The organism is Terriglobia bacterium (assembly GCA_020072565.1).
Classification (GTDB): domain Bacteria; phylum Acidobacteriota; class UBA6911; order UBA6911; family UBA6911; genus JAFNAG01.
The window spans coordinates 1-18,998 of sequence record JAIQGI010000043.1 but is presented as its reverse complement, the minus strand read 5'-3'; the positions used below and the strand labels follow the sequence as shown (position 1 = coordinate 18,998).

The following is an 18,998-nucleotide window of genomic DNA, read 5'->3' as shown; positions in this document are numbered from 1 at the left end:
AAGATCGGAATCCGGCCGGGCGGAGTTTCGCCCAACGGATTACTCATATTTGACCGCGATCACAGGCTCAATCTTTATGGCTCGCCGCGCCGGCAGGTAACATGCCGGGAGGGCCATCACGACAAATAATCCAGCGATTCCGGCAAAGGTCGCCGGATCAGACGCGGTTACGCCATAGAGGGCGACCAATTGTTTCAGCAAGCGAGTCAAGGCCAGGCCAGCGCCCAATCCAATGGCAAGGCCGATCGATGTGGTCAGCATGCCGCGTCCAATAACCAGCCGGAGGATGTCGCTGACTTGCGCGCCCAATGCCATCCGAACGCCGATCTCGTGGGTGCGCTGCGCTACGGTGTACGACATGACGCCGTAGGTGCCCACCAGCGCTATCAGTAGCGCAACCGCCGCCAGGATGCCGAAGAGCGATGCATAGAAACGTGGGCGCACAAAATACCTGTCGGTAGCCTGCTCCATCGTGCGCACCGTTCCAACGACGAGGCGGCGGTCATAGGTTTGAACGGTCTCACGTAATGTCTTGGCGAGGTTTGGCACCGAGGGATTTGCACGCGCAACGAGGTATATGCCTCCGACCTGTGACTGCAGATAGGACTGATAGAACTGCGGCATGGGTTTGAGCGTGAGGTCATGCCGCGCATCGCTGACTACGCCTACCACCTCGACAGTATTTTTCCTTTCCCCTTGCCCCAGAACGATTCTGCGGCCGAGCACTCCCTCGTTGGGCCAAAGTGTCTTTGCCAGCCTCTCATTGATGACCACGGCCTGTGGGGCGTCTTGAGTGTCGTGTTCCGACAGGAATCGCCCGCTCCGCAAACTCAATCCCAGCAAACGAACATATTGCGGGCTGACAATCGCAGCACTGGCCTTGAGGCCTCCCCCTGGTAGAGAAGACGGGCGGTCTTCGGTGCTGATGCTCGTGACCGTGGGGGAATCGCCCAATGGCAGTGAAGACGTCAGCGCGACTTCCTGAACTCCAGGTATGCTCCTTACCCGTTCCAAGACTTGACTGAGCGTATCCCCTGCGGCGCTCGATGCTCCCGAATTTGAGCGCGGCAAACGAACAAACATGCACAGCAGGTTGTCAGTCTTGAAGCCGGGATCCACACGCAAAAGTCGAATCAGGCTGTTCAGAAGCAGGCCGGCGCCCAGGAGCAACACAATCGAGAGCGCAATTTGTGACGCCACGAGCCCCTGTCGCAACCATCGGCTTTTGCGCCCAGCGTGGGTACGCCTGCCAATGTCCTTGAGTGTACCGGTCAGATTGAGCCGGGCCGCCTGCCAGGCCGGCAGCAAGCCGAATGAAATGCCGGTCAGGCAGGATAACGCCAGCGTAAATCCAAGGGCGTGAAGGTCCACGTGAATCTCATTCGCGAGGAGCACGCCGGTAATCACCGGACGCATGACACTCACAGCCCAAATCGCCAGGAGAGCGCCAATTGCTCCGCCTGAGATCGAAAGAACAATGCTTTCCGTCAGCAATTGCCTCATCACGCGCCAGCGTCCGGCGCCAAGCGAGGCCCGAATCGCAATCTCCTTTTCACGCTCCAGACTACGAGCCAGGAGAAGGTTGGCGACATTGGCACTGGCGATCAGCAGCACCAAACCGACAGCCGCCATTAGAATCAGCAATGGTGCGCGCGTGTCGCCGTATATCCTTTCGTGCAGGGATTGAACGGCAAAGCTCAAATGGGCGTTGGTCTCGGGATATTCGCTCGCCAACTGCCCGGAGATCGCATCAATTTCCGTTTGCGCCTGCCTGAAACTCACTCCTGGTCTGAGGTGAGCAACGGCTACGTGTTGCCGCATATTGCGGCCAGACGGCTTGGCTATGCGCAGGCCGTCCGGAGTCCAGATCATGGTCTTCCAGTCATTCGGGGCGAACATCCCTCTGAAGTCTGCAGGCAAGACGCCGATTACGGTGCGCGATTTGCCGTCGAGGTTCAGTTTCCTGCCGATTATCTCCGGATCTCCTCCCATCTCGTTGAGCCAGTAGCTGTGGCTCAAAACCGCCACAGGATCACTCCGGGGCTCGTCGTCTTCCGGCAGGAAAAGACGACCTCGTGCGGGCGTGATGCCAAGAAGTGCAAAGAGGTTCGGCGATACGTCCGCCCCCTCCACATTTTCGGGGCTCTCCCGCTGGATGACACGATAACTCGTACGATATACCGTGGCTGCGTCCTCAAAAACGGCGCTGCGGCTCATAAGGTCGTCAATGTCGGCCGGAGACGTAAATGAGATTGGCTCACGAAAGCGCTCCGTCTGCTGCAACAGCGTCACCAAACGCCCGGCATCCCGATAGGGGAGCGGGCGCAGCAAGATGGAGTTGACTGTACTGAAAATGGCCGTGTTGGCCCCGATGCCAAGGGACAATGTCAGCGCTACTGTGATCGTAAAGCCCGGCTTGCGGTGGAGCGATCGGCAGGCATACCGCAGATCCTGCCTTATCTCATCGAGCCATCGGACCATGCGAGCATCGCGGCATTCTTCTTTGACCTGCTGGATCCCTCCGAAATGAACCATAGCCTCATGGCGCGCTTCCCCGGGACTCATTCCACGATCGACGTTCCTTTCAATTTGCATCTCGAGGTGGAAGCGCAGTTCATCATCCATTTCGTGCTCAACACTGCGACGCTGAAGGCGAGTCTGGAAGAAAAGCCATATTTTCCGAAGCATCCGGCCCCCGTTGGGTGTTTTCAGTCCGACGGCTGAAGGATTCGCGCCATTGCCAGGGACATGCGTCCCCAGTTCTCGGATTCGGTTCGAAGCTGTCGCCGGCCGGCGGCCGTCAATCTGTAGAAGCGGGCGCGCCGGTTGTTTTCGGATGTGCCCATTTCGGAGGAAATCCAGCCCTGCACTTCCAGCCGATGCAGGGACGGATAAAGGGATCCGGGCCCGATGCGAAACTCGCCGTGCGATTGCTGTTCGATGCGCTGGGTGATTCCCCAGCCGTGCATCGGCTCAAGCTCGAGGGTCTTCAGGATCAGCAGATCGAGCGTCCCCTGAAGCAGGTCCATTTTGGATTTAGCCATGAAAGGTATCCTCTCTCGGGTGTCGAGAGGAATGTACGCCCTGCCGCGCGATCGTGTCAACGGAAATCAACTGAAGCGGGATTCTACTTGCTTTCAGGTAAAGGTCCTATTATGTCCCCGGTAACCGAAGGCATGTCGCTCATTCCGACGACCCCCAAGTTAGAGGGCAAGCCAGGAATCCCACATGCCGGCGCAGACGGCGCTTGAGGATTCGACCGCTGCGAGTACTACCCGCTACTTGTTCCCGATATACCAGAATTGACCGATTTTCGCCATCTTCAGCGACTTCGGGCCAGCCTCTCCCTTCAACGGGAAAGTGGCCGTGATCTTCGCGGCATCGTAGGTTGGAGTCTGCGTCCTGGCGTCCTTAAGTGCCGCAAGGATACTGTCTGCCTGGGCAGAGAAATACTCAATCCATGCGTCCAATGCCTCGGGTGATCCACCACGCGCCTTGACCTGATCGGGCGGGACGAACTGCAGCAAGAATGTCTTGTAGTCCTTCAATTCAAGGAGGTGAATAGCCGCACCGATCGCCGTTTCGACCTTCTCGCGGGGGTCCGGCTTGGATGCGGTCTGCGGAGATGAAACGGACATGGTCAGGCACAACAGGACGGATGAAAGGACAACTGACATGCGACCTCCGAAGAAGCGTGGCGCTGATGTTCACGTCACGGGTGAGCCGGTTGATGGGACGACCGGCGCGTTCGACGACAACAGCGTTACTACCAGCCATTCCCGCAAGAGTGCCACGGGCGGTCTCCCGCCTCATTCCTCTCGCAGCAGCAATTGCGGATCTAGCCGAGCAGCGGCTCGAGCGGGGCGCCAGCATGCACCCAGAACCGTGAGGGCAATAAGCCCGAGCACGATCGCCCAGCTCAAGGGATCGTACGGGGTGACGCCATATTGCAGAGACGCGAGCCCACGCGCCAGCGCAGCGGCCAACAGTGATCCGATCGCCAAGCCGGTCGTCGCGACCAGAAGGCCGTCGCGCAGCACCACGCGCCGGATCTGGTTGGGCGACGCGCCGAGCGCCGCACGGATGCCGAACTCGCGACGCCTCCGGCTGACGGCATAGGACAAGACGCTGAACAGGCCGCCCGCGGCCGCGAGAACCGCGACCGCGGCGAACGTCACCGCCAGAGCCGCGGCCGCGCGTGGTCGGACAAGCTGCGCTGAGTAGGCGCGCTCGAGGGGGCCGGCATCCTGCACCTTGACTGTGGGGTGCGTCGACGCGAGGCGGCGACGAATAGTGGCCGCCTGAGGGCAGCTGGGTCCACAACGCAGGCTGACCATCGCGGTGTTGCCGATTTTCTTGTAGGGCTGGTACAGCTCGGGGCCGTCGTCGCGGGAATCGAGCGTCGGGTAGTTAATCTCTTTGGCGATCCCAACGACCTGCAACGCCACCTTTTCGATGCGTAACGTATGGCCGAGAGGATCGGCGCCCGGCCACAAGGCCTGCCCCAGCCGCTCCGAGACAATCACGTTGGTGGGTGCATCGCTGGTGATGAACGTACGTCCTCTGATGATCGGAATCCCATACAGCGAGAAGAACTCAGGGCTGACGATATAGCGCGCAACCGTCATGTTGACGGGAGCAGCGCCGGGCCGGTCGGAGATCCAGTCACCCGAAGAAATAATGCCACCTTCGGGCGGAATGCCATAGGACCAGGCTGCCTGTTGCACGCCGGGCATGTGCAGGAACTCCTCCTTGAGCGTCTGCGCAAGCGCCTCGCGGCCGTCGGCAGTCTCTCCAAGGTTCAGCCAGAGCGTTGTGACACCCGACGTGTCGAAGCCGCGATCTGCTGTAGCGAGGTTTACGAACGAGCGCGTCAGCAGCGTGGCGCCCACAAGCAAGGTGCACGCCAGCGCGACTTCACCGACGAGCAGGCCTCGCGTCAGGGCTCGCGCGCCGCGAGCCTCCGTTCCACTGCGGTCCACGACGCGCAACGAGTCGCCCGCATCTGCCTTCGTGCCGAGCCACGCCGGCAAGAGACCGGCAGCGAGGGTTGCAACAAATCCTGCGATGCATGTTGCACCAAGCGCGCGTTCGTCCAGGCTCGGCGGATTCAGCGTAAGCTGCAGCAGCGCCGCAGGCAAGAGCGCCTGCGCGACCGAAACGAGCGCCCAGGCGATCACTGCACCGACGGCCATGCCGAGCACACCCAGCACACCGCTCTCAACGAGCGCCTGTCGCATCAAGCGCGCGCGTGAGGCGCCGAGTGCCGCGCGCAGGCTGAACTCACGTCGGCGGGCGGTCAGCCGCGCGAGCAGCAGACTGCACGCGTTCGCGCACAGAACGAGGAAGACCAGCACAACTCCGCCGGCAAGCAGCGGGATCGCGCGATTCGAGTATTTGTCAAGATGATCCACTAGCTGATACACCCATGGACGCAGGCCGGCGGTGCTCGAATCGGCGGCACGCGCTGCTTCGGTGGCGAGCCGTAGCGCGTCCTCGCGCGGAACGCCGGGCGCGAAGCGGACGTAAGCCTTCGCTGTTTTGTTCCATCTGCTCGCACGACGAGGTTCTCCGCGGCCGCTGCCCAGGTCGGTCGGGCGCCAGAGCACCGTGCTTGCTGATGGGAACCTGAAGTTAGCGGGCAGGATCCCGATGACCGTCAATCTCTCGCCATCGAGCCTGATCGGACGGCCGACAAGTGCCTCGTCGGAGCCAAAGAGCGACCGCCACGCGGTCTCCGAAACGAGCACTCGGTCGGACTGACCTGGGCTTCCCTCAGTAGGGTCGAACAAGCGGCCGCGCAAGGGCGTCACGCCGCCGAGCATCTTGAACACGCCCGGTGTAACCGTCGCGACACCACGTGTGACAACGTCGTTGTCCGCCTCGAGCAACCCCGTGTCCGAGACCGCCGATTCCACCGCCACAAACGCCGGGCTGCTGCGCCACGCGCGCACGACTGCTGGGGAGACGAGGGTGACTCCTCCGTGGTCGCTGCCCATCCAGAGATGCGCGAGCTGCCCGGGATCACGAAATGGGACCGGGCGGAGAACTAGGGAATCCACAATAGTAAACATCGCCGTGGTGATGCCTATCCCAAGTGCCAGCATGCCGACCGCCGCGAGCGTGAAGCTCCGGTGCGCCGCGAGCGTGCGCACGGCGTGACGCACGTCCTGGCAGAGCGATTCGATCCGTAGCGCCCGGACCTCGCGAACCAACTCCTTCGCCTGAGCGACTCCGCCAAAAGCGCCAAGTGCCACCCGACGCGCATCCGCTGGCACCATCCCGCGAGCGATGTTCGCCTGCGTCTCCATTTCCACATGAAATGCCAGCTCATCGTCGATCTCCCTCTCGACCCTCGGGCGCTGGAACAGCCCACGCAACCATGTCATTAGCGCCATCATGTCCTCCTCAGCTGGTCTGCAACAGCCTGCGAATCGCGAGCGCGAACTCGCGCCAGTCTTCGGTCTCGGCCGACAGCCGCTTCCGGCCAGCCGGCGTGAGCGTGTAGATCCGCGCCTTGCGGTTGTTCTCCGATGTCGCCATCTCCGACGCCAGAAGCCCTGCGGCCTCGAGCCGGTGGAGGGCGGGGTAGAGCGATCCCTGGCTGACGGTGAGCGCCTCGCGCGAGACTTGTCGAATTCGCTGCTGGATACCCCAACCGTGATTGGGTCCGAGTGCGAGGGTTTGGAGGATCAGCAGGTCGAGTGCGCCTTGTAAGTACTCGGTTTTCGGCATTTGCTCCTCTCGTGTGGCGACAGGAGGAATCTATTGCCAACGAGTGCACCCTGTCAAGTAGTTTCTGAGCGTACCTCGTACTTGGCGAAGTGATTCAAATCTGGACTGGAGGGAGCCTGGGGCGTTCAGTGGACGCGGCTGGGATGCAACCTCCAGGCACGGCCGAGTATCCCAACGCGCGTCACCTTGTTCTCGCAGCTCAGGGATGGCCTTCCAAGCGTGGGGCAAGGTGCGACGTTGTCATCGTGCGCCTGCCGCGGGGCCTGGTGCCGAAGGTGCAATAGGGTCTGGCGCTGATTTCTCGGTTGTACCCGGTGACAAAAAGCTTTATAGATCAGCCTTACATCTGCCTGGCCTCGCCGGTCGAGCTTAACGGAGATGTGTTGGATGCGTCTGTATCGAGGTCTGAAAGAACCATACCGACCTGATCAAAGGCCTGACGGGCTGGAGGGAGTGAATTTCACGGATTGCCCCCACACTGCCGCGCTCTATGCGGTTGGATGGCGGGGACAGGTCCTGGTGCTGGATATCCCCGATGAGATGGCCGAAGTGCGTGTTAGGAAGCAGCTCTGGCTCAATGATAAAGCTGAGCGCCTCACGGTATGGGGCAGGTTCGACAATTACATCGTGGGGATCCTCCCGGCGAAGGAACTTCGCTGGCGGGTCCGCGCCAAGGGCATCGGAGCAATGCCGGACAGCTACAAGTCAGATGTTCTGAAAGGGGCCATTGACGAAGCCTTACGCCGGCAGTCGAGTCGCCCAATCGTTACCCTGGGAGGGGACGAGGAAAGAATCGCATCGTTCCAGGCCGCGGTCCGACGAGCCCGGGCACGGAGACCAAGGAGCGCGGACTAACCGGCATGGCAAAGCGATACTCGACATCAATCATGAGATCCGACGGAGCCATCGTGCCATGGTTGGCCGCAGAGGGTCCATTGGCCTATTCGCCAGAGAATCCGCCGGATTCGGACTATTTTTTCCAGTACAGCTGGCTCATGCCCGGCGTTTATCGGGACAAGAGGTACTATTATTTCGGGAAGCGATCATGTCTGAGCCAGCGATATTCCGGTTGGGGCATCGAGCCGTTCGTGGACTTCTGGGCCAAGGCGCGGGCTGGAAAGGTCGAGCCCATCCATGTCCTGATGGGCGGACGATGCGACGGCGGATTCACCGCGCCGATTGGCAGCTACAGGTATCGAACCGGTTGGGACAATCGCGACATGTATCTCCTCCTCCAGCACGGCAGCCACCTCGATTTCGATGTGAACGAGCAGCCTCTCATCAAGGACGGAGTGCTGGTGCTGTATCGAGGCGTCGGCACAAAACGAACGTTCTGCTGGCAAACTTTGGAGCATCTTTCGCCGAACCAGAACAGAATCCTTCAGCGCTATTTCGACGTGCACCAAAAGGCGTTCTCTGATGCGGAGGTATCTTTTCAAGTCGCCCATGCGTCAGTTTGCCGCTGCGAAACTGGCTTTCTCCGATGCGAGCTGTGCTGGACAGACGTCGCCAGAGAGATCGGTTTCGAGCGGGAGCAAGGGCCGCTCGCGCGATGGCTTCGATCGGTACCAGGGCAATCCTTCACGCTTCTGCAAAGGACTGCCGAATGGAAGTTTGGCCCGAATTACGTGAGGTGCGCGACGCCGATCAACAACGTCAGGATCACTTTATTTTTCGCCGGTGAGTGCGAGGTGAACTTGATCGACCCCAGGAAGGTAGAGATCAAAGCCCAGCGGCTGGGCAAATCGACGTTCGCCTGCGAGCAAGGACGTGGAGGCGCCCGATGACGCGCGATGACCTTCTTGCAATGGTTGCCCTTGGTGAAGATTCTCGCCACCAGTTCAAGGCCGATGTCACGAATGCAGACTCTCTGGCAGCCGACCTTGTGGCATTCTCAAACAGCAGCGGTGGAGTGATCCTGATCGGCATCGCTGATGACGGCGCCGCACATGGATTGAACTCCGCGGATGTGCGGCGGATCAATCAGCTCATCGCCAACGCCGCGACGCAGCACATGCGCAGTCCCATTTCTCCGACAACAGAAAACATACCGGTTGCCGGCAAGCGGGTGGTCATTGTTCTCACGGTTCCCGAAGGTCTCGACAAGCCATATTTTGACCGTCATGGCGTCATGTGGGTAAAGACCGGGAGCGATCGCCGCCGCATCCAATCCAAGGAAGAGCTGCGGCGCTTATTTCAAATGAGCGGCCAGTTTCACGCCGACGAACTCCCCACCAAGGCTGGCATAGAGGCACTCGACAAGCTGCGCCTACGTGACTACCTGCGGAATGCATACAAGCAGGAGTACCCGGATTCGCCGGCCGACGTCACACGGCTGCTGCAGAACCTGAATCTGGCGACTGACATGGGGTTCCTGAACCTCGCCGGGCTCCTGCTGTTTGCCGAACAACCGGATCGCTTTATGCCGCAGTTTACCTTCAAGGCCATCCGGTTCCCGGGAAACAGCATTCACGCGACCGAGTTTCTTGACTCTGAGGATTTCGCGGGACCGATTCGTGAGCTGTTTGACGGCGCCATGGCGTTCGTGCTGCGCAACCTGCACAAGGTGCAGGCGGGACGGGGAGTGAACGCTCCCGGCGTTCCGGAAATCCCGCCGGTGGTTTTTGAGGAACTGCTGGTCAATGCCCTGGTGCATCGGGACTACCTGGTCAGCGCGCCGATCCGCCTCTTTATCTTCGACAACCGCATCGAGATCATCAGTCCTGGTCATCTGCCCGACAACCTGACGGTGGACAAGATCCGGGCCGGCAATTCCAATATCCGCAATCCAATCCTGGTTTCCCATGTTGCCAAGGGGATTCTGCCCTATCGCGGACTCGCTTCAGGTATCCAGCGAGCGTTGGAGGCGTGGCCTAAAATCGAGTTGGCCGATGACCGGGAGGGATGCCTGTTCAAAGCCACGGTCTTGCGCACAGCGATCGCAGGTACGTCGCCAATTTCGGGAGAATCTGCAGAACAAACCACGTCGAGGTCTGAATCACGGCTAGAGTCACGGCTAGAGTCACGGCTAGAGTCGGCGCTAGCGGCAAGAGTCCTTTCCCTATTGGCGGACGCGGATCAGGGCAAGGCAAGCCTCGCTTCCAGGCTGGGTCACAAGACCGTTTCCGGGGAGCTGCATAAACAAGTAAGGCGGCTTCTGGAACTGGGCATGATTGAGATGACGATCCCCGAAAAGCCCAAGAGCCGCCTTCAGAAATATCGATTGACCGATACGGGGCGCAGTCTAATCGCCGAAGCGGCTGGTGGGAAATTCCGGGGGTAGGCAATTAAGAACTGCGTTCAGCTGCACTGTCCTGAATAATCCCCCTGATTGTAACTAGCGCGGGAGTCATGCGCCCTTCCCATTTTGCCTTGCCTCAAGTGGAGGCAATCCCCTTACGATTTTCACCGTTTCGAGGCTCACAGTAATGACCTGGCCGATGAGGCGGATGATGTACTCCGGATCATCAAGGCGGTTCGGATCGTTCGTGATGCCGCTGCGCTTGTCGGTGCTTACCTGGTACTGATCAATCACCCATTCCAGGGCCGATCGATTGCCGAGGCGATATTCAAAAACCTCAGGAGGGATACCGTCAATCGTGAGGAATTCGTTGTAAATGATCGATCGCTTGTCCTTGGTGAGTTTCATCTTTTCCACGCGGTAGGATAGCGGCACCTTGGGATTTTCGATGCGATGCCACCAATATTCCTCCTGCTGCTCGTATTTGACATGTAGCTCCGCCAGTTGCTTTCCCGCCGTAGCAAAGCCGCGGAAGTCGGGAGCGTAAGGAATGCGAGGCAGCTCACGGCGGAGGTTGGCGGCGTAACGCTCGCGATAATGGGGGTGATGCAGTACCGCATAGACGAAATAGAAAATGTCCCACCTACTGATTTTCTTGTCGCCGTAACGCGACTGGACTTCCCGCAAAGTCCAATCCGTGATATTTTCCCGCCGCTCGCTCCCGTCTTCGGCATAGGTGTAGAAGGGGAAGCATTGAGAGCCGCCCTGCGATAGCAGATCAGGGATTCGATTTGTAGCCAACGCGAACATCGGGACTTCCATCCCGACTTTAAGCCAGATGACCCTGTTTTCCTCCTCGGCATTTAAGTCGGGAAAGAAGCTCAGGATCTGGTAAGTATCCTCGTTAAATGCGTCCCCAAAATAGTAGGCAAGTCGCGCGAACGGGCGATACTGCGCCTCTCGAATTTTCCCGGGATCGAAGGCGACCTCTTTGCCTCGGGCCAGCTCCTTCTTCGTGCGCCGAATCCATTTCAACTCGCGCTCGTTCACGCGCAGGAAATCCTCGACGTTCTTCGGTGTTCCGGCACGACGCCAGCGATCAAGCTCGGCGCTGTAAGCCTCTACCATCCGCTTAGCGCGCGCTGTCAGTTCGTCGCGGTTGAAGTCATAAACATAGGCATCACTGTTCGATTTCACGCCATTACTGAATGTGCCAAAGATGGATTCTGGGTTTCTGCTGGCCTTCGCCGCTTTGCTACCAAGTGGAACAAAAGCATCAAACTCTGCCCTCAAACCTTCGGTTAGCCATGTGTGCTTATCATCCGGTTCGAGATGTCGCCATGAGACTCCGACGAGCGATTCCTTCTCATCGAGGAACCGCCATTTCTGCTCCTTGCGCCAGTCCGTCTGTGTCGAGGCGTAGCTGATCAGCGGCTTGCTGGTCTTCTTCCCTTTGTCAACCCGCTTCCGCACCAAGAAGTTGATGCTGACGCCAACTTGAATGCCAAAGACGTTGTGAGTCGTGCCGGAAAGCTTCGGGTTTTTCCGCACGTTTCCACCCAAATCAAGGATGTAGAGCACATCGAAATCGTCCACTAGATTCTTCCGCATTCCGTCTGCAGCGATGCCGTCGAGAAATCCGCTATTTGTGACGAACGCTACGACGCCTTCGTCGCCGATGCGGTCCGATGCCCAGCGAAGAGCCTTAATATAAGGGTCGCGAAGACTGTTCTGAAGTGTCGCCGTTGAGTCTGCGCCGTAAGTGTCCGCAACCCGTTTATCAATCACCGGGTATTTCCGGTTCTTGTTCCTGTCATTTTCGTCGGCCTGCCACGCGTTGTAAGGCGGATTGCCTATCACAACGAAGATTGGGGACTCCTTTTGCCGCTTCACGCGCTGAGTGTTGGCTTCTGTGAACAGCTTGAACTGTTTTCCCTCCGCTGTTTCGAACGTATCCACAAGGCACATGCCTTCAAACGCCTCGTATTTCCCGGTCGCCTCGTAGTACTCATGCTCGATGTTCATGCTGGCAATGTAGTACGGCAACAGCATTATTTCGTTGGCATGCAACTCGTGCGCGAATTTGTGCGGCAGGGCGCTGCGTGGGATTTCACGCATGAGGTGCACGATGAAATTTCCCGTGCCGACGAACGGATCGAGAATGTGCACGCCCTTCGAGCCGAGCGTCTTGCCGAATTCCTTCTCCAGGATTTCCGCCACGCTCTTGACCATAAAGCGCACAATTGACGGCGGCGTGTAAACAATGCCATGCGTGTCGGCCACTTTGACGCAGAAACCCTGAAAGAACTTTTCATAGACTGTATTGAGAAACTGCTGCTTCTGGGAAAAGTCAGAAATGGTGGCGGCGGCTTGTTCGATGGCGACGTAAAAGCGGTCAAGCTTCCTGAGGAAATCCGCACGGCTGAAGCTCTGCGAGGTTAGCGCGTCGATCACTTTCTCGATCTCGCAGGCGATGATGTTGCGCCGGGAAAAATCGGAATTATTGAAGATGGTCCGGAACAGCCTCTCCGTGAGCAGATGCTGAATGAGCATCTCTTCTACGGCGGCATCAGCCAGGTTGGGATTGATCGAGCGCCGAGTTAGGTCAGTGAAATCAGCAAATGCGTGGATGAAACGTTGGTTTGTCTTACGCTCTCGCTCGATGATTTCAACCAGGCTGCGGGCCAGCTCCGGCACGCGCTCTTGAAACTCGGCGACCGCGCGCTCCCATTGGTCGTAGGCAGGCGCCGTATAGCTGAAAAGCATGGAAAGTGTGTCGATAAGCGCCTGCGGCTTGGTAAGGTCAGCATCAATGGCCAGGGTATCGTTCTGGTAAAGGAGCGCACGATGAGGCGTCTGGAAGATAATGTTGTCACGCGGATAACCCACCTCGAACTTACGCCGGACTTCTCGCTGGAGATCGTCGCGGATGTCCTTCGCCTCCCAATAGCCATGTGTCAGGCGGAAGCCATCGACCAGAGCACCATCCACACGGAGCGGGAGCTTGCGCTGACGCCGGATTTCCCATTCCGGTACCAGCGTCCAATCATGTTGCCGGGCGCAATGGGCCAGAAGGTTCTGAAACGCCGAGCGGACTGCAGTCTCATGCCGGACGCCCAGTTCCTCAAACTGTCTCAGAGCCGCGTAGTAGCTCTGTACAGGTTTGTGCGTTGGCTTGAGTTCCAGCGTTTGCACGGGCGCTTCCTTTGATGCGGGAGCAACAACTACCAGGAAAAAGTTCGGAGATGAACACCAGGAGGGCGCCAGACCCGCCTCCAGCGCCCTCGAACCATGCCTTACCGCGAACCCACATCTTTTCGGCCTTTCTGGTGGGCGGTCATCAGGTTGGCGATCCAACAACCCGGCCTGTGGTTATCTCGCTGTTCATGAGTGTTTGGGCAAAGAGGTCAATATTGCCTTCATGGCAGCACCTCCCTCCGCAGAGCCGGAAACCGCACTGGTTGCCACTGATCTCGGGCACGGCGCACAAGTCAGTGCCAGCCGGACGACTCGCAGATTCGTGAGTATATATTCGACAGGTATCTGGAAGTCAAGGTTTTGCGACTCCCTGACTCGGTGAGTGGCTTGGCGGCCGACGCCGGGCTCCTAGATCCAGGCAGCGATATCCACAAAATCCAGATTCTTTTCCAGCGATCGCAAAACAAAAATCCCCTGCAAATAACTAATGGCGCCTACGCACTCTTGCGCCAGCACACAAGGAATCAGCCGGTGGAGCGTGACTTGCCGAAATTCACCTGTCGCATATCCGATGAGTTTCTTGGCAAGATGTCTACTACATCAAGGCGAGAGAAGTCCCATTTCGCCCAGAAACCTGGATGGCTGCTTTGTCCAGCCAAACACTTTTTCTGAGAACGTGAGCGTGAGGGATTCCTGGGCGCGAGTAACCGCTACGAAGCAGTTTCGACGTTCTTCTTGCATTTCGGAGCTACTTGGACCTTTCTTAACAGCGGCCCAGCTCGGAAGTTGGTCCTCAACCATGGCAACGAGATACACGTGACCAAATTCCATTCCCTTCGAGGCATGAATAGTGAAGCACGGAATCGCACCCGCAGGAGGAGCCGGTGTCTTAGATCGAAGATCTAGTTCTTGCAGAAGTAAGTGCAAGGTGATGGCCTCGTTGCCGTACTGCGTGACCACCTCGTTAACCAGCTCTTGCCAGACGTTCTTTTCTTCCTCGAACTCTCTATCTTGCTCCACATCCTCCATTTCAGTAGGTTCGAGGGTGGCGAACCAATTGAACGCGGCCGTTATGAAGCCCCAAAAATCGAGTCGATCGCAGAGTTCAGAAACACTCCGTTGGATAAACGCTCGTGTTTTAGGTTCGAGTTCCCCTCGATTCAGAACCGCCCGCTGCCATGCTCGTAGAAGATCTCCATCCTCAGTCGATGCCGTGGAGACAACATCTCTGACATCGAGATTGATTCCCTCAAGCGTGTAAAACGATTTGCATGCTCGTCGGAGTTGATCCCCCTCCTGGCGAGCGTTGGCAAGGCGAAGCATGGAATGAAGCCATTGCATGGGAGGCGTCAGGAACTCGTTCTTCCTCACGCTGAGGAATCCACTGACGCCTGCCTCATCAAGTGCATGGATAAATACATCGAGAACCTTCCGGGTCCGCGCGAGAATGGCGCATTTCGCGCGGTCAGCGGCAGGTCGGATTGAAATGCTCGTTGCCACCCAGGTCGCTTCATCGTCCAGGGTGTCAAATTGTTCTAGACTTATCGGATTACTTTCGATTTCTGCCTTATGCGCTACCAGCAATTCTTTATTTGTGGAACGCCCCAGGTTGTTAGCAATCAGCTTGTTTGCTATCTCGATCACGGCGGCCGGACATCGATAGTTCTCGGGGAGTTGAACCACGGCCATCTCAAACTCCTCGCGAAGCTCTTTAAGTCTCTCAGGGCTGGCGCCGTTCCATTGATAGATGATCTGATCGTCGTCAGCGACGACGAAGAGATTGCGCGTTTTGGGATTTACGAGTTGCCTCAGCACTCGATGTTGAGCCAGGTTCGTGTCTTGAAATTCATCCACGCAGATAAACGGGTATATGCGATGGACCTGCTTTCGGACGCCAGCATGTGTCTCAAGCAATCGCAGCGCCTCGGCGAGGAGTGCACCGAAGTCCAACCGGTTCTTTTGAATCAGTTTCTGTCGATAAACTTCATAGATGTGTGCGAGTCGCTCACTGTCGTCTGTGCCAGACTGTTCAAGCCGCTCCCGTGCCTGGGCGGCATCGACATTTAGGTCAAGCAACCTTGCGATCAACGGCATCAGACGTTCTGCCCTGTAATCATCGGAAGCAGCCACCTGTCCGATCGCCTCTTCGAGCACTGCTTCGCAATCTTCCGGCTGTGCGAGTATCGTGAAATCTGGACGCAGACCTAGATGGTGTCCGTGTTGTCGAAGTAAATCCGCGCAGAACGAGTGAAACGTAGTCAATAACGTCCGCGCTGATGAATCCGGGACTAGCTGCTCAATCCGTTCGCGCATCTCGGCCGCGGCCTTGTTCGTGAAGGTGAGACCAAGGATCTTGTAGCGCTGGTTTGGCGAGGTCTCGATAAGACGTGCGATGCGACAGGTCAGAACGCGCGTCTTTCCAGAGCCGGGACCCGCCAGCACAAGTAGCGGCCCTTCCCCCCACTCTACAGCGAGGCGCTGATTGTCGTTCAACGCTGACAGGTCTAAGTTCATGTTGCTCTTTTAGCAAGATCGATCGCAGCTTTGATTGCACCGGAAATCACAGGTGGAATGCCTGGTGAGCCGGGCTTGGCCGATTCAACACATATGGCGGTGGCCAAGTATGGCTTCGAAGTCGATTTCTCTGCTGCCCTAATTACCTGTGACGGATATTCTGCAGCGGTCGAGGGGGCTGAAATCATACTGATACGGCGAGTTCGTGACACAGCTTTTTCGTAAACTGAACTATAACCAGCCTGCCAAAGACAATGCTCAACATCTTGCTCGGGCAGAGTTGATATGTGCTCTCCCTGAACCCGACCGTTCAAACGCGCGATGGCCTTTGATTTATCGTCCTGCCCCTGGCTGTCATTATCCATAAACGCATGCCACGCAATACCGAGGTCGTCAGCGAGGCGGATGAGTGGATCAAGATCAAATTGGCGGTATTCGACGCAGCACACACCGTTGAGATCAAAATCGTGATCAAGCTGGCGGGCGAACTCCGGCAGCAGCCAGTACTCACTCTGCCCCTCCACAAGAATCCAGCACCGGGCGAAGAGAAGATTCCCGCGCTGTGAACGGATGTGGTACGTAACCTTATTGAGCTCATCCTTCGTCAGCGTGCCGGCCTTTAAACGATACAGCTGTATGTCACCATCCCGTCGAACCAAACGACGAACTGAGCTCAAAGGAATCCCTGCGAGCAGGTCTCCAGAATGAGTAGCGATGATCTTCTGGCCCTTCAACTGCTGCAACATGCTACCAAGTGAACGAATAGCGGATGGGTGTAAGTGCGCTTCTGGCTCCTCAAGGGCAAGTATGGGCTCTGCGCTTGCGTCAAAGTCCACTTGGAGCCGAACTCGGAGGAATGCATCAAAAAGGAATAGCACGGCCAGACTTTGCGTTCCCATGCCATGGCGATGTAGTGGCAGGCTGGCACCGGACCGCGATTTCAGGATCACCTGAGTCCGCGATAGCATGTCAAACGCCCTGCCCGGAAGTGCCTCGATGTGGACTGGATCGTCGCTAGCAAGAGAGACAAGGCGTGTCGTTTCCGTCAAGCGATCTTTTACATCCTTGAACGCAACGTGGGCGTCAAGGACCTTCTGGTTGAGCTCAGAAAGGGTATCCTCAAGCTGCTTGCGGACGGCGTCATCAATCTTCAGATTGCGAAGGAACGGACCCCAGAACTGAGATCGGGGACCAAACTCCTGTGCAGCATCACGCAATGCAGCAAGGTAGAAGACTGGTGCCAATTGCTGGAGTTGGATCGCTAGACGAGGATTCTTTGCCTTGGTCAGCGGGTTGCCAGCACCGTCAAGGAAGTCCCACTGTGTCGCAAACTGACCTGTAGCCTCATCAAAAGAACTCGTTATCCGGAGTGTTACACTGTTGATTCCATCGTCATCAACCTGCACCGCTTCGGAAAGCGCCTGGAGCACCACATCAGGCCATTCGTTCTCTCTGATTTCTCTAAATAATAAAGTCACCCTGATCGGGTCCGCTTTGGCAGGCTGGCCTTCAGCGTCGCACAAGTGGTAGTCGTACTCGGCAAAGATGCTACCCTTTCGGGTCAGAGATCGGCTGAGACATGTATTGAGTGCGTCTAAGACAGAGGATTTGCCGCTGTTGTTCTCACCAACGAGGACCGTAAGGTCATCGAGCGGTACCTGTAGCTTCTTAATCCCGCGGAAATTCTCAATGTCGATTTGGATGAGCTTCACGCGAGCGCCTCTTTGGTCCTGCCCAGGCTACAGCCAAATCCGGCCTGTCTTCTCGGTGAGGTAAGCTTGCCATACAAAACCATCGACAAGCAACAGAACTGTTTCGCAGATCGTATCCAGACGAAACGGACGCACCTATTCCTCAGCGCCGCGAAAAGGCGGAACGATTCGGATGAGAGAACAAGGGGGGAAATCCAAACCCAATCGGTCGCCATTTGTCACCTATCTGCTACCTGTGGCTTTCGGGATTTGGTTCAGTGTCAGTTCAACCATTGATTCCACCACTGGAGCCAGCGCGGGGACTTGAATCCCGGACCTACGGATTACAAATCAACACTGGCAGCCAGCGCGAGCCCCTGGAAAGAGAAACCGGCGGGCTCCCGAAATAAAAGCCCGCCGTCCTACTTCTTTTTGGGGCTACCCTTCAGGTGCTCAACAGAAACCCTCGGGTGCGTAGCGGCGTAGTACTTCTGTTGGCAGGGCTTGGTGTCGAAGGCCTGCCATTTCCGGTTGGGGGTGAACTCCTTGCCGCATACGGGGCACTTGCGGCGGGGCAGTTCTTCCTTTTCCAGCGGCGGTCTCAACATCTCGACATGACGAACCATAGTTGGCACATCCTCCATTGTCAACGCAATATAATGCATTGCTCGGACTGTGTCAACTCGTTTCGCAAGTATCAGAACGGAATGTCCGAATCGTCAATGCCCGCTGGCTCGGAAGATCCGGCGGGCTCAACGGCTTCCGATATCTCAGCAGAGCCTTCCTCCGCTTCTCCATTGCGCTTTCCGCCAAGCATCACCATCTTGTTGCAGACCACCTCGGTCGTGTAACGGTTGGCGCCGCTCTGGTCCTGCCATTTCCGGGTCGTCAGTTTGCCTTCCAGATAGATCAGGGCGCCTTTCGATAGGAACCGCTTCGCAACCTCGGCGAGCTTGTTCCAGAGCACGATGTTGTGCCAGTTGGTCTTCTCTTGCGGGTTGCCGCCGTTGTCCTTCCATTTCTCGCTTGTTGCGAGACTGAAGGTCGCGACGGGGGTGCCGTTCTGCGTGTACCGGACCTCCGGATCTTTGCCGAGCCGGCCGATCAACATTACCTTGTTCAAACTTGACACTGATTCGCCTCCTGTGTTGATGGCACATTTCATTATTGTGCTTTTTGTTGTTGGTAACGGGTTTCCAAATGGCCCTAAACCTCAAATTTGACGCGAAATTGGAATCGGCTTTGTTCGCGCCTGGATCGTTTGTGGGGCGGTGACGATCGAGCCGCATATGAAATGATTCCGTCGTCGACGTTCGCGTTTTTGCAGGTTTCCGAAATCGGCGCCTAAACAGCCGCTTCCAGCTCTTCGAACATCAGACGGAGCAGCTTGACATACACGCTGATGTCGCCGGCCCGCGGCCCTGCACCCTCGACTTTGTGCTCGATTCTTTGGCACATGCCCCAGAGAATACAGTCCAGCTGCTTCAGCATTATGTGGAATCAAGTTGTCAAGCCCCCACTTGATTTTTCGCATGGAATCTTTCCGGGACAGCACTGCAGATCCTTTGGTGTCTGCCCAGAGGGGGTTGGCTGGTTTGCGAGCCTCGCGCTAAGGCGAT

The 18,998-nt window shown here is 57.5% G+C and carries 14 protein-coding genes; 3 read left to right on the top strand and 11 right to left on the bottom strand.

The window, feature by feature from the left end:
- Positions 1 to 39: 39 nt before the first annotated feature.
- From LAP85_21860 to LAP85_21840, 5 genes are all read right to left on the bottom strand, one after another.
- Positions 40 to 2,625 (bottom strand): ABC transporter permease, encoded by a 2,586-nt coding sequence (locus tag LAP85_21860; GenBank protein MBZ5499053.1) that lies wholly within the window; start codon positions 2,623 to 2,625, stop codon positions 40 to 42.
- Positions 2,626 to 2,708: 83 nt separating this feature from the next.
- Positions 2,709 to 3,044 (bottom strand): PadR family transcriptional regulator, encoded by a 336-nt coding sequence (locus tag LAP85_21855; GenBank protein ID MBZ5499052.1) that lies wholly within the window; start codon positions 3,042 to 3,044, stop codon positions 2,709 to 2,711.
- Positions 3,045 to 3,278: 234 nt separating this feature from the next.
- Positions 3,279 to 3,677, bottom strand: coding sequence for a hypothetical protein (locus LAP85_21850; GenBank protein ID MBZ5499051.1), 399 nt, complete (start codon positions 3,675 to 3,677; stop codon positions 3,279 to 3,281).
- A 132-nt stretch (positions 3,678 to 3,809) separates the two neighbouring features.
- The gene (locus LAP85_21845) at positions 3,810 to 6,389 is read right to left on the bottom strand and encodes an ABC transporter permease (GenBank protein MBZ5499050.1); all 2,580 of its coding nucleotides are present in this window, start codon (positions 6,387 to 6,389) and stop codon (positions 3,810 to 3,812) included.
- Positions 6,390 to 6,408: 19 nt separating this feature from the next.
- A complete protein-coding gene (locus tag LAP85_21840; GenBank protein ID MBZ5499049.1) occupies positions 6,409 to 6,735 on the bottom strand; it encodes a PadR family transcriptional regulator in 327 nt (108 codons plus the stop codon).
- Positions 6,736 to 7,188: 453 nt separating this feature from the next.
- On the opposite strand from LAP85_21840, the gene LAP85_21835 reads away from it, so the two are divergent.
- Genes LAP85_21835 through LAP85_21825 form a run of 3 tightly spaced genes read left to right on the top strand, consistent with a single transcriptional unit; the run spans position 7,189 to position 10,018 of the window.
- On the top strand, positions 7,189 to 7,590 hold the full coding sequence (locus LAP85_21835; protein MBZ5499048.1) for a hypothetical protein: 402 nt from the start codon (positions 7,189 to 7,191) through the stop codon (positions 7,588 to 7,590).
- A 5-nt stretch (positions 7,591 to 7,595) separates the two neighbouring features.
- Positions 7,596 to 8,522 (top strand): hypothetical protein, encoded by a 927-nt coding sequence (locus LAP85_21830; protein MBZ5499047.1) that lies wholly within the window; start codon positions 7,596 to 7,598, stop codon positions 8,520 to 8,522.
- A complete protein-coding gene (locus LAP85_21825) occupies positions 8,519 to 10,018 on the top strand; it encodes a putative DNA binding domain-containing protein (GenBank protein MBZ5499046.1) in 1,500 nt (499 codons plus the stop codon). The genes LAP85_21830 and LAP85_21825 overlap by 4 nt, the downstream gene beginning before the upstream one ends.
- A gap of 66 nt (positions 10,019 to 10,084) precedes the next feature.
- Here the strand turns inward: LAP85_21825 and LAP85_21820 are convergent, their stop codons facing one another.
- The 6 genes from LAP85_21820 to LAP85_21795 all read right to left on the bottom strand — a co-directional run bounded on the left by LAP85_21820 (position 10,085) and on the right by LAP85_21795 (position 18,870).
- The gene (locus LAP85_21820) at positions 10,085 to 13,171 is read right to left on the bottom strand and encodes an N-6 DNA methylase (GenBank protein MBZ5499045.1); all 3,087 of its coding nucleotides are present in this window, start codon (positions 13,169 to 13,171) and stop codon (positions 10,085 to 10,087) included.
- Between the two features lie 603 nt (positions 13,172 to 13,774).
- Positions 13,775 to 15,688, bottom strand: a complete 1,914-nt coding sequence (locus tag LAP85_21815; protein MBZ5499044.1) for an ATP-dependent helicase — start codon at positions 15,686 to 15,688, stop codon at positions 13,775 to 13,777.
- Entirely contained in the window at positions 15,685 to 17,400 is a 1,716-nt protein-coding gene (locus LAP85_21810; protein ID MBZ5499043.1) for a DUF2813 domain-containing protein, read from the bottom strand. Before LAP85_21810 ends, LAP85_21815 begins: the two co-directional genes overlap by 4 nt.
- Before the next feature lie 401 nt (positions 17,401 to 17,801).
- Entirely contained in the window at positions 17,802 to 18,005 is a 204-nt protein-coding gene (locus tag LAP85_21805; protein ID MBZ5499042.1) for a DUF2256 domain-containing protein, read from the bottom strand.
- Positions 18,006 to 18,076: 71 nt separating this feature from the next.
- A complete protein-coding gene (locus LAP85_21800) occupies positions 18,077 to 18,544 on the bottom strand; it encodes a single-stranded DNA-binding protein (protein ID MBZ5499041.1) in 468 nt (155 codons plus the stop codon).
- Positions 18,545 to 18,723: 179 nt separating this feature from the next.
- Positions 18,724 to 18,870, bottom strand: coding sequence for a hypothetical protein (locus tag LAP85_21795; protein MBZ5499040.1), 147 nt, complete (start codon positions 18,868 to 18,870; stop codon positions 18,724 to 18,726).
- Positions 18,871 to 18,998: the final 128 nt, after the last annotated feature.

Coding starts and splice junctions, on each gene's coding strand:
- LAP85_21795 (MBZ5499040.1), bottom strand. CDS start 18,870: ATGCTGAAGCAGCTGGACTGTATTCTCTGGGGCATGTGCCAAAGAATC.
- LAP85_21800 (MBZ5499041.1), bottom strand. CDS start 18,544: ATGAAATGTGCCATCAACACAGGAGGCGAATCAGTGTCAAGTTTGAAC.
- LAP85_21845 (MBZ5499050.1), bottom strand. CDS start 6,389: ATGACATGGTTGCGTGGGCTGTTCCAGCGCCCGAGGGTCGAGAGGGAG.
- LAP85_21850 (MBZ5499051.1), bottom strand. CDS start 3,677: ATGTCAGTTGTCCTTTCATCCGTCCTGTTGTGCCTGACCATGTCCGTT.
- LAP85_21840 (MBZ5499049.1), bottom strand. CDS start 6,735: ATGCCGAAAACCGAGTACTTACAAGGCGCACTCGACCTGCTGATCCTC.
- LAP85_21805 (MBZ5499042.1), bottom strand. CDS start 18,005: ATGGTTCGTCATGTCGAGATGTTGAGACCGCCGCTGGAAAAGGAAGAA.
- LAP85_21825 (MBZ5499046.1), top strand. CDS start 8,519: ATGACGCGCGATGACCTTCTTGCAATGGTTGCCCTTGGTGAAGATTCT.
- LAP85_21855 (MBZ5499052.1), bottom strand. CDS start 3,044: ATGGCTAAATCCAAAATGGACCTGCTTCAGGGGACGCTCGATCTGCTG.
- LAP85_21830 (MBZ5499047.1), top strand. CDS start 7,596: ATGGCAAAGCGATACTCGACATCAATCATGAGATCCGACGGAGCCATC.
- LAP85_21860 (MBZ5499053.1), bottom strand. CDS start 2,625: ATGGATGATGAACTGCGCTTCCACCTCGAGATGCAAATTGAAAGGAAC.
- LAP85_21815 (MBZ5499044.1), bottom strand. CDS start 15,688: ATGAACTTAGACCTGTCAGCGTTGAACGACAATCAGCGCCTCGCTGTA.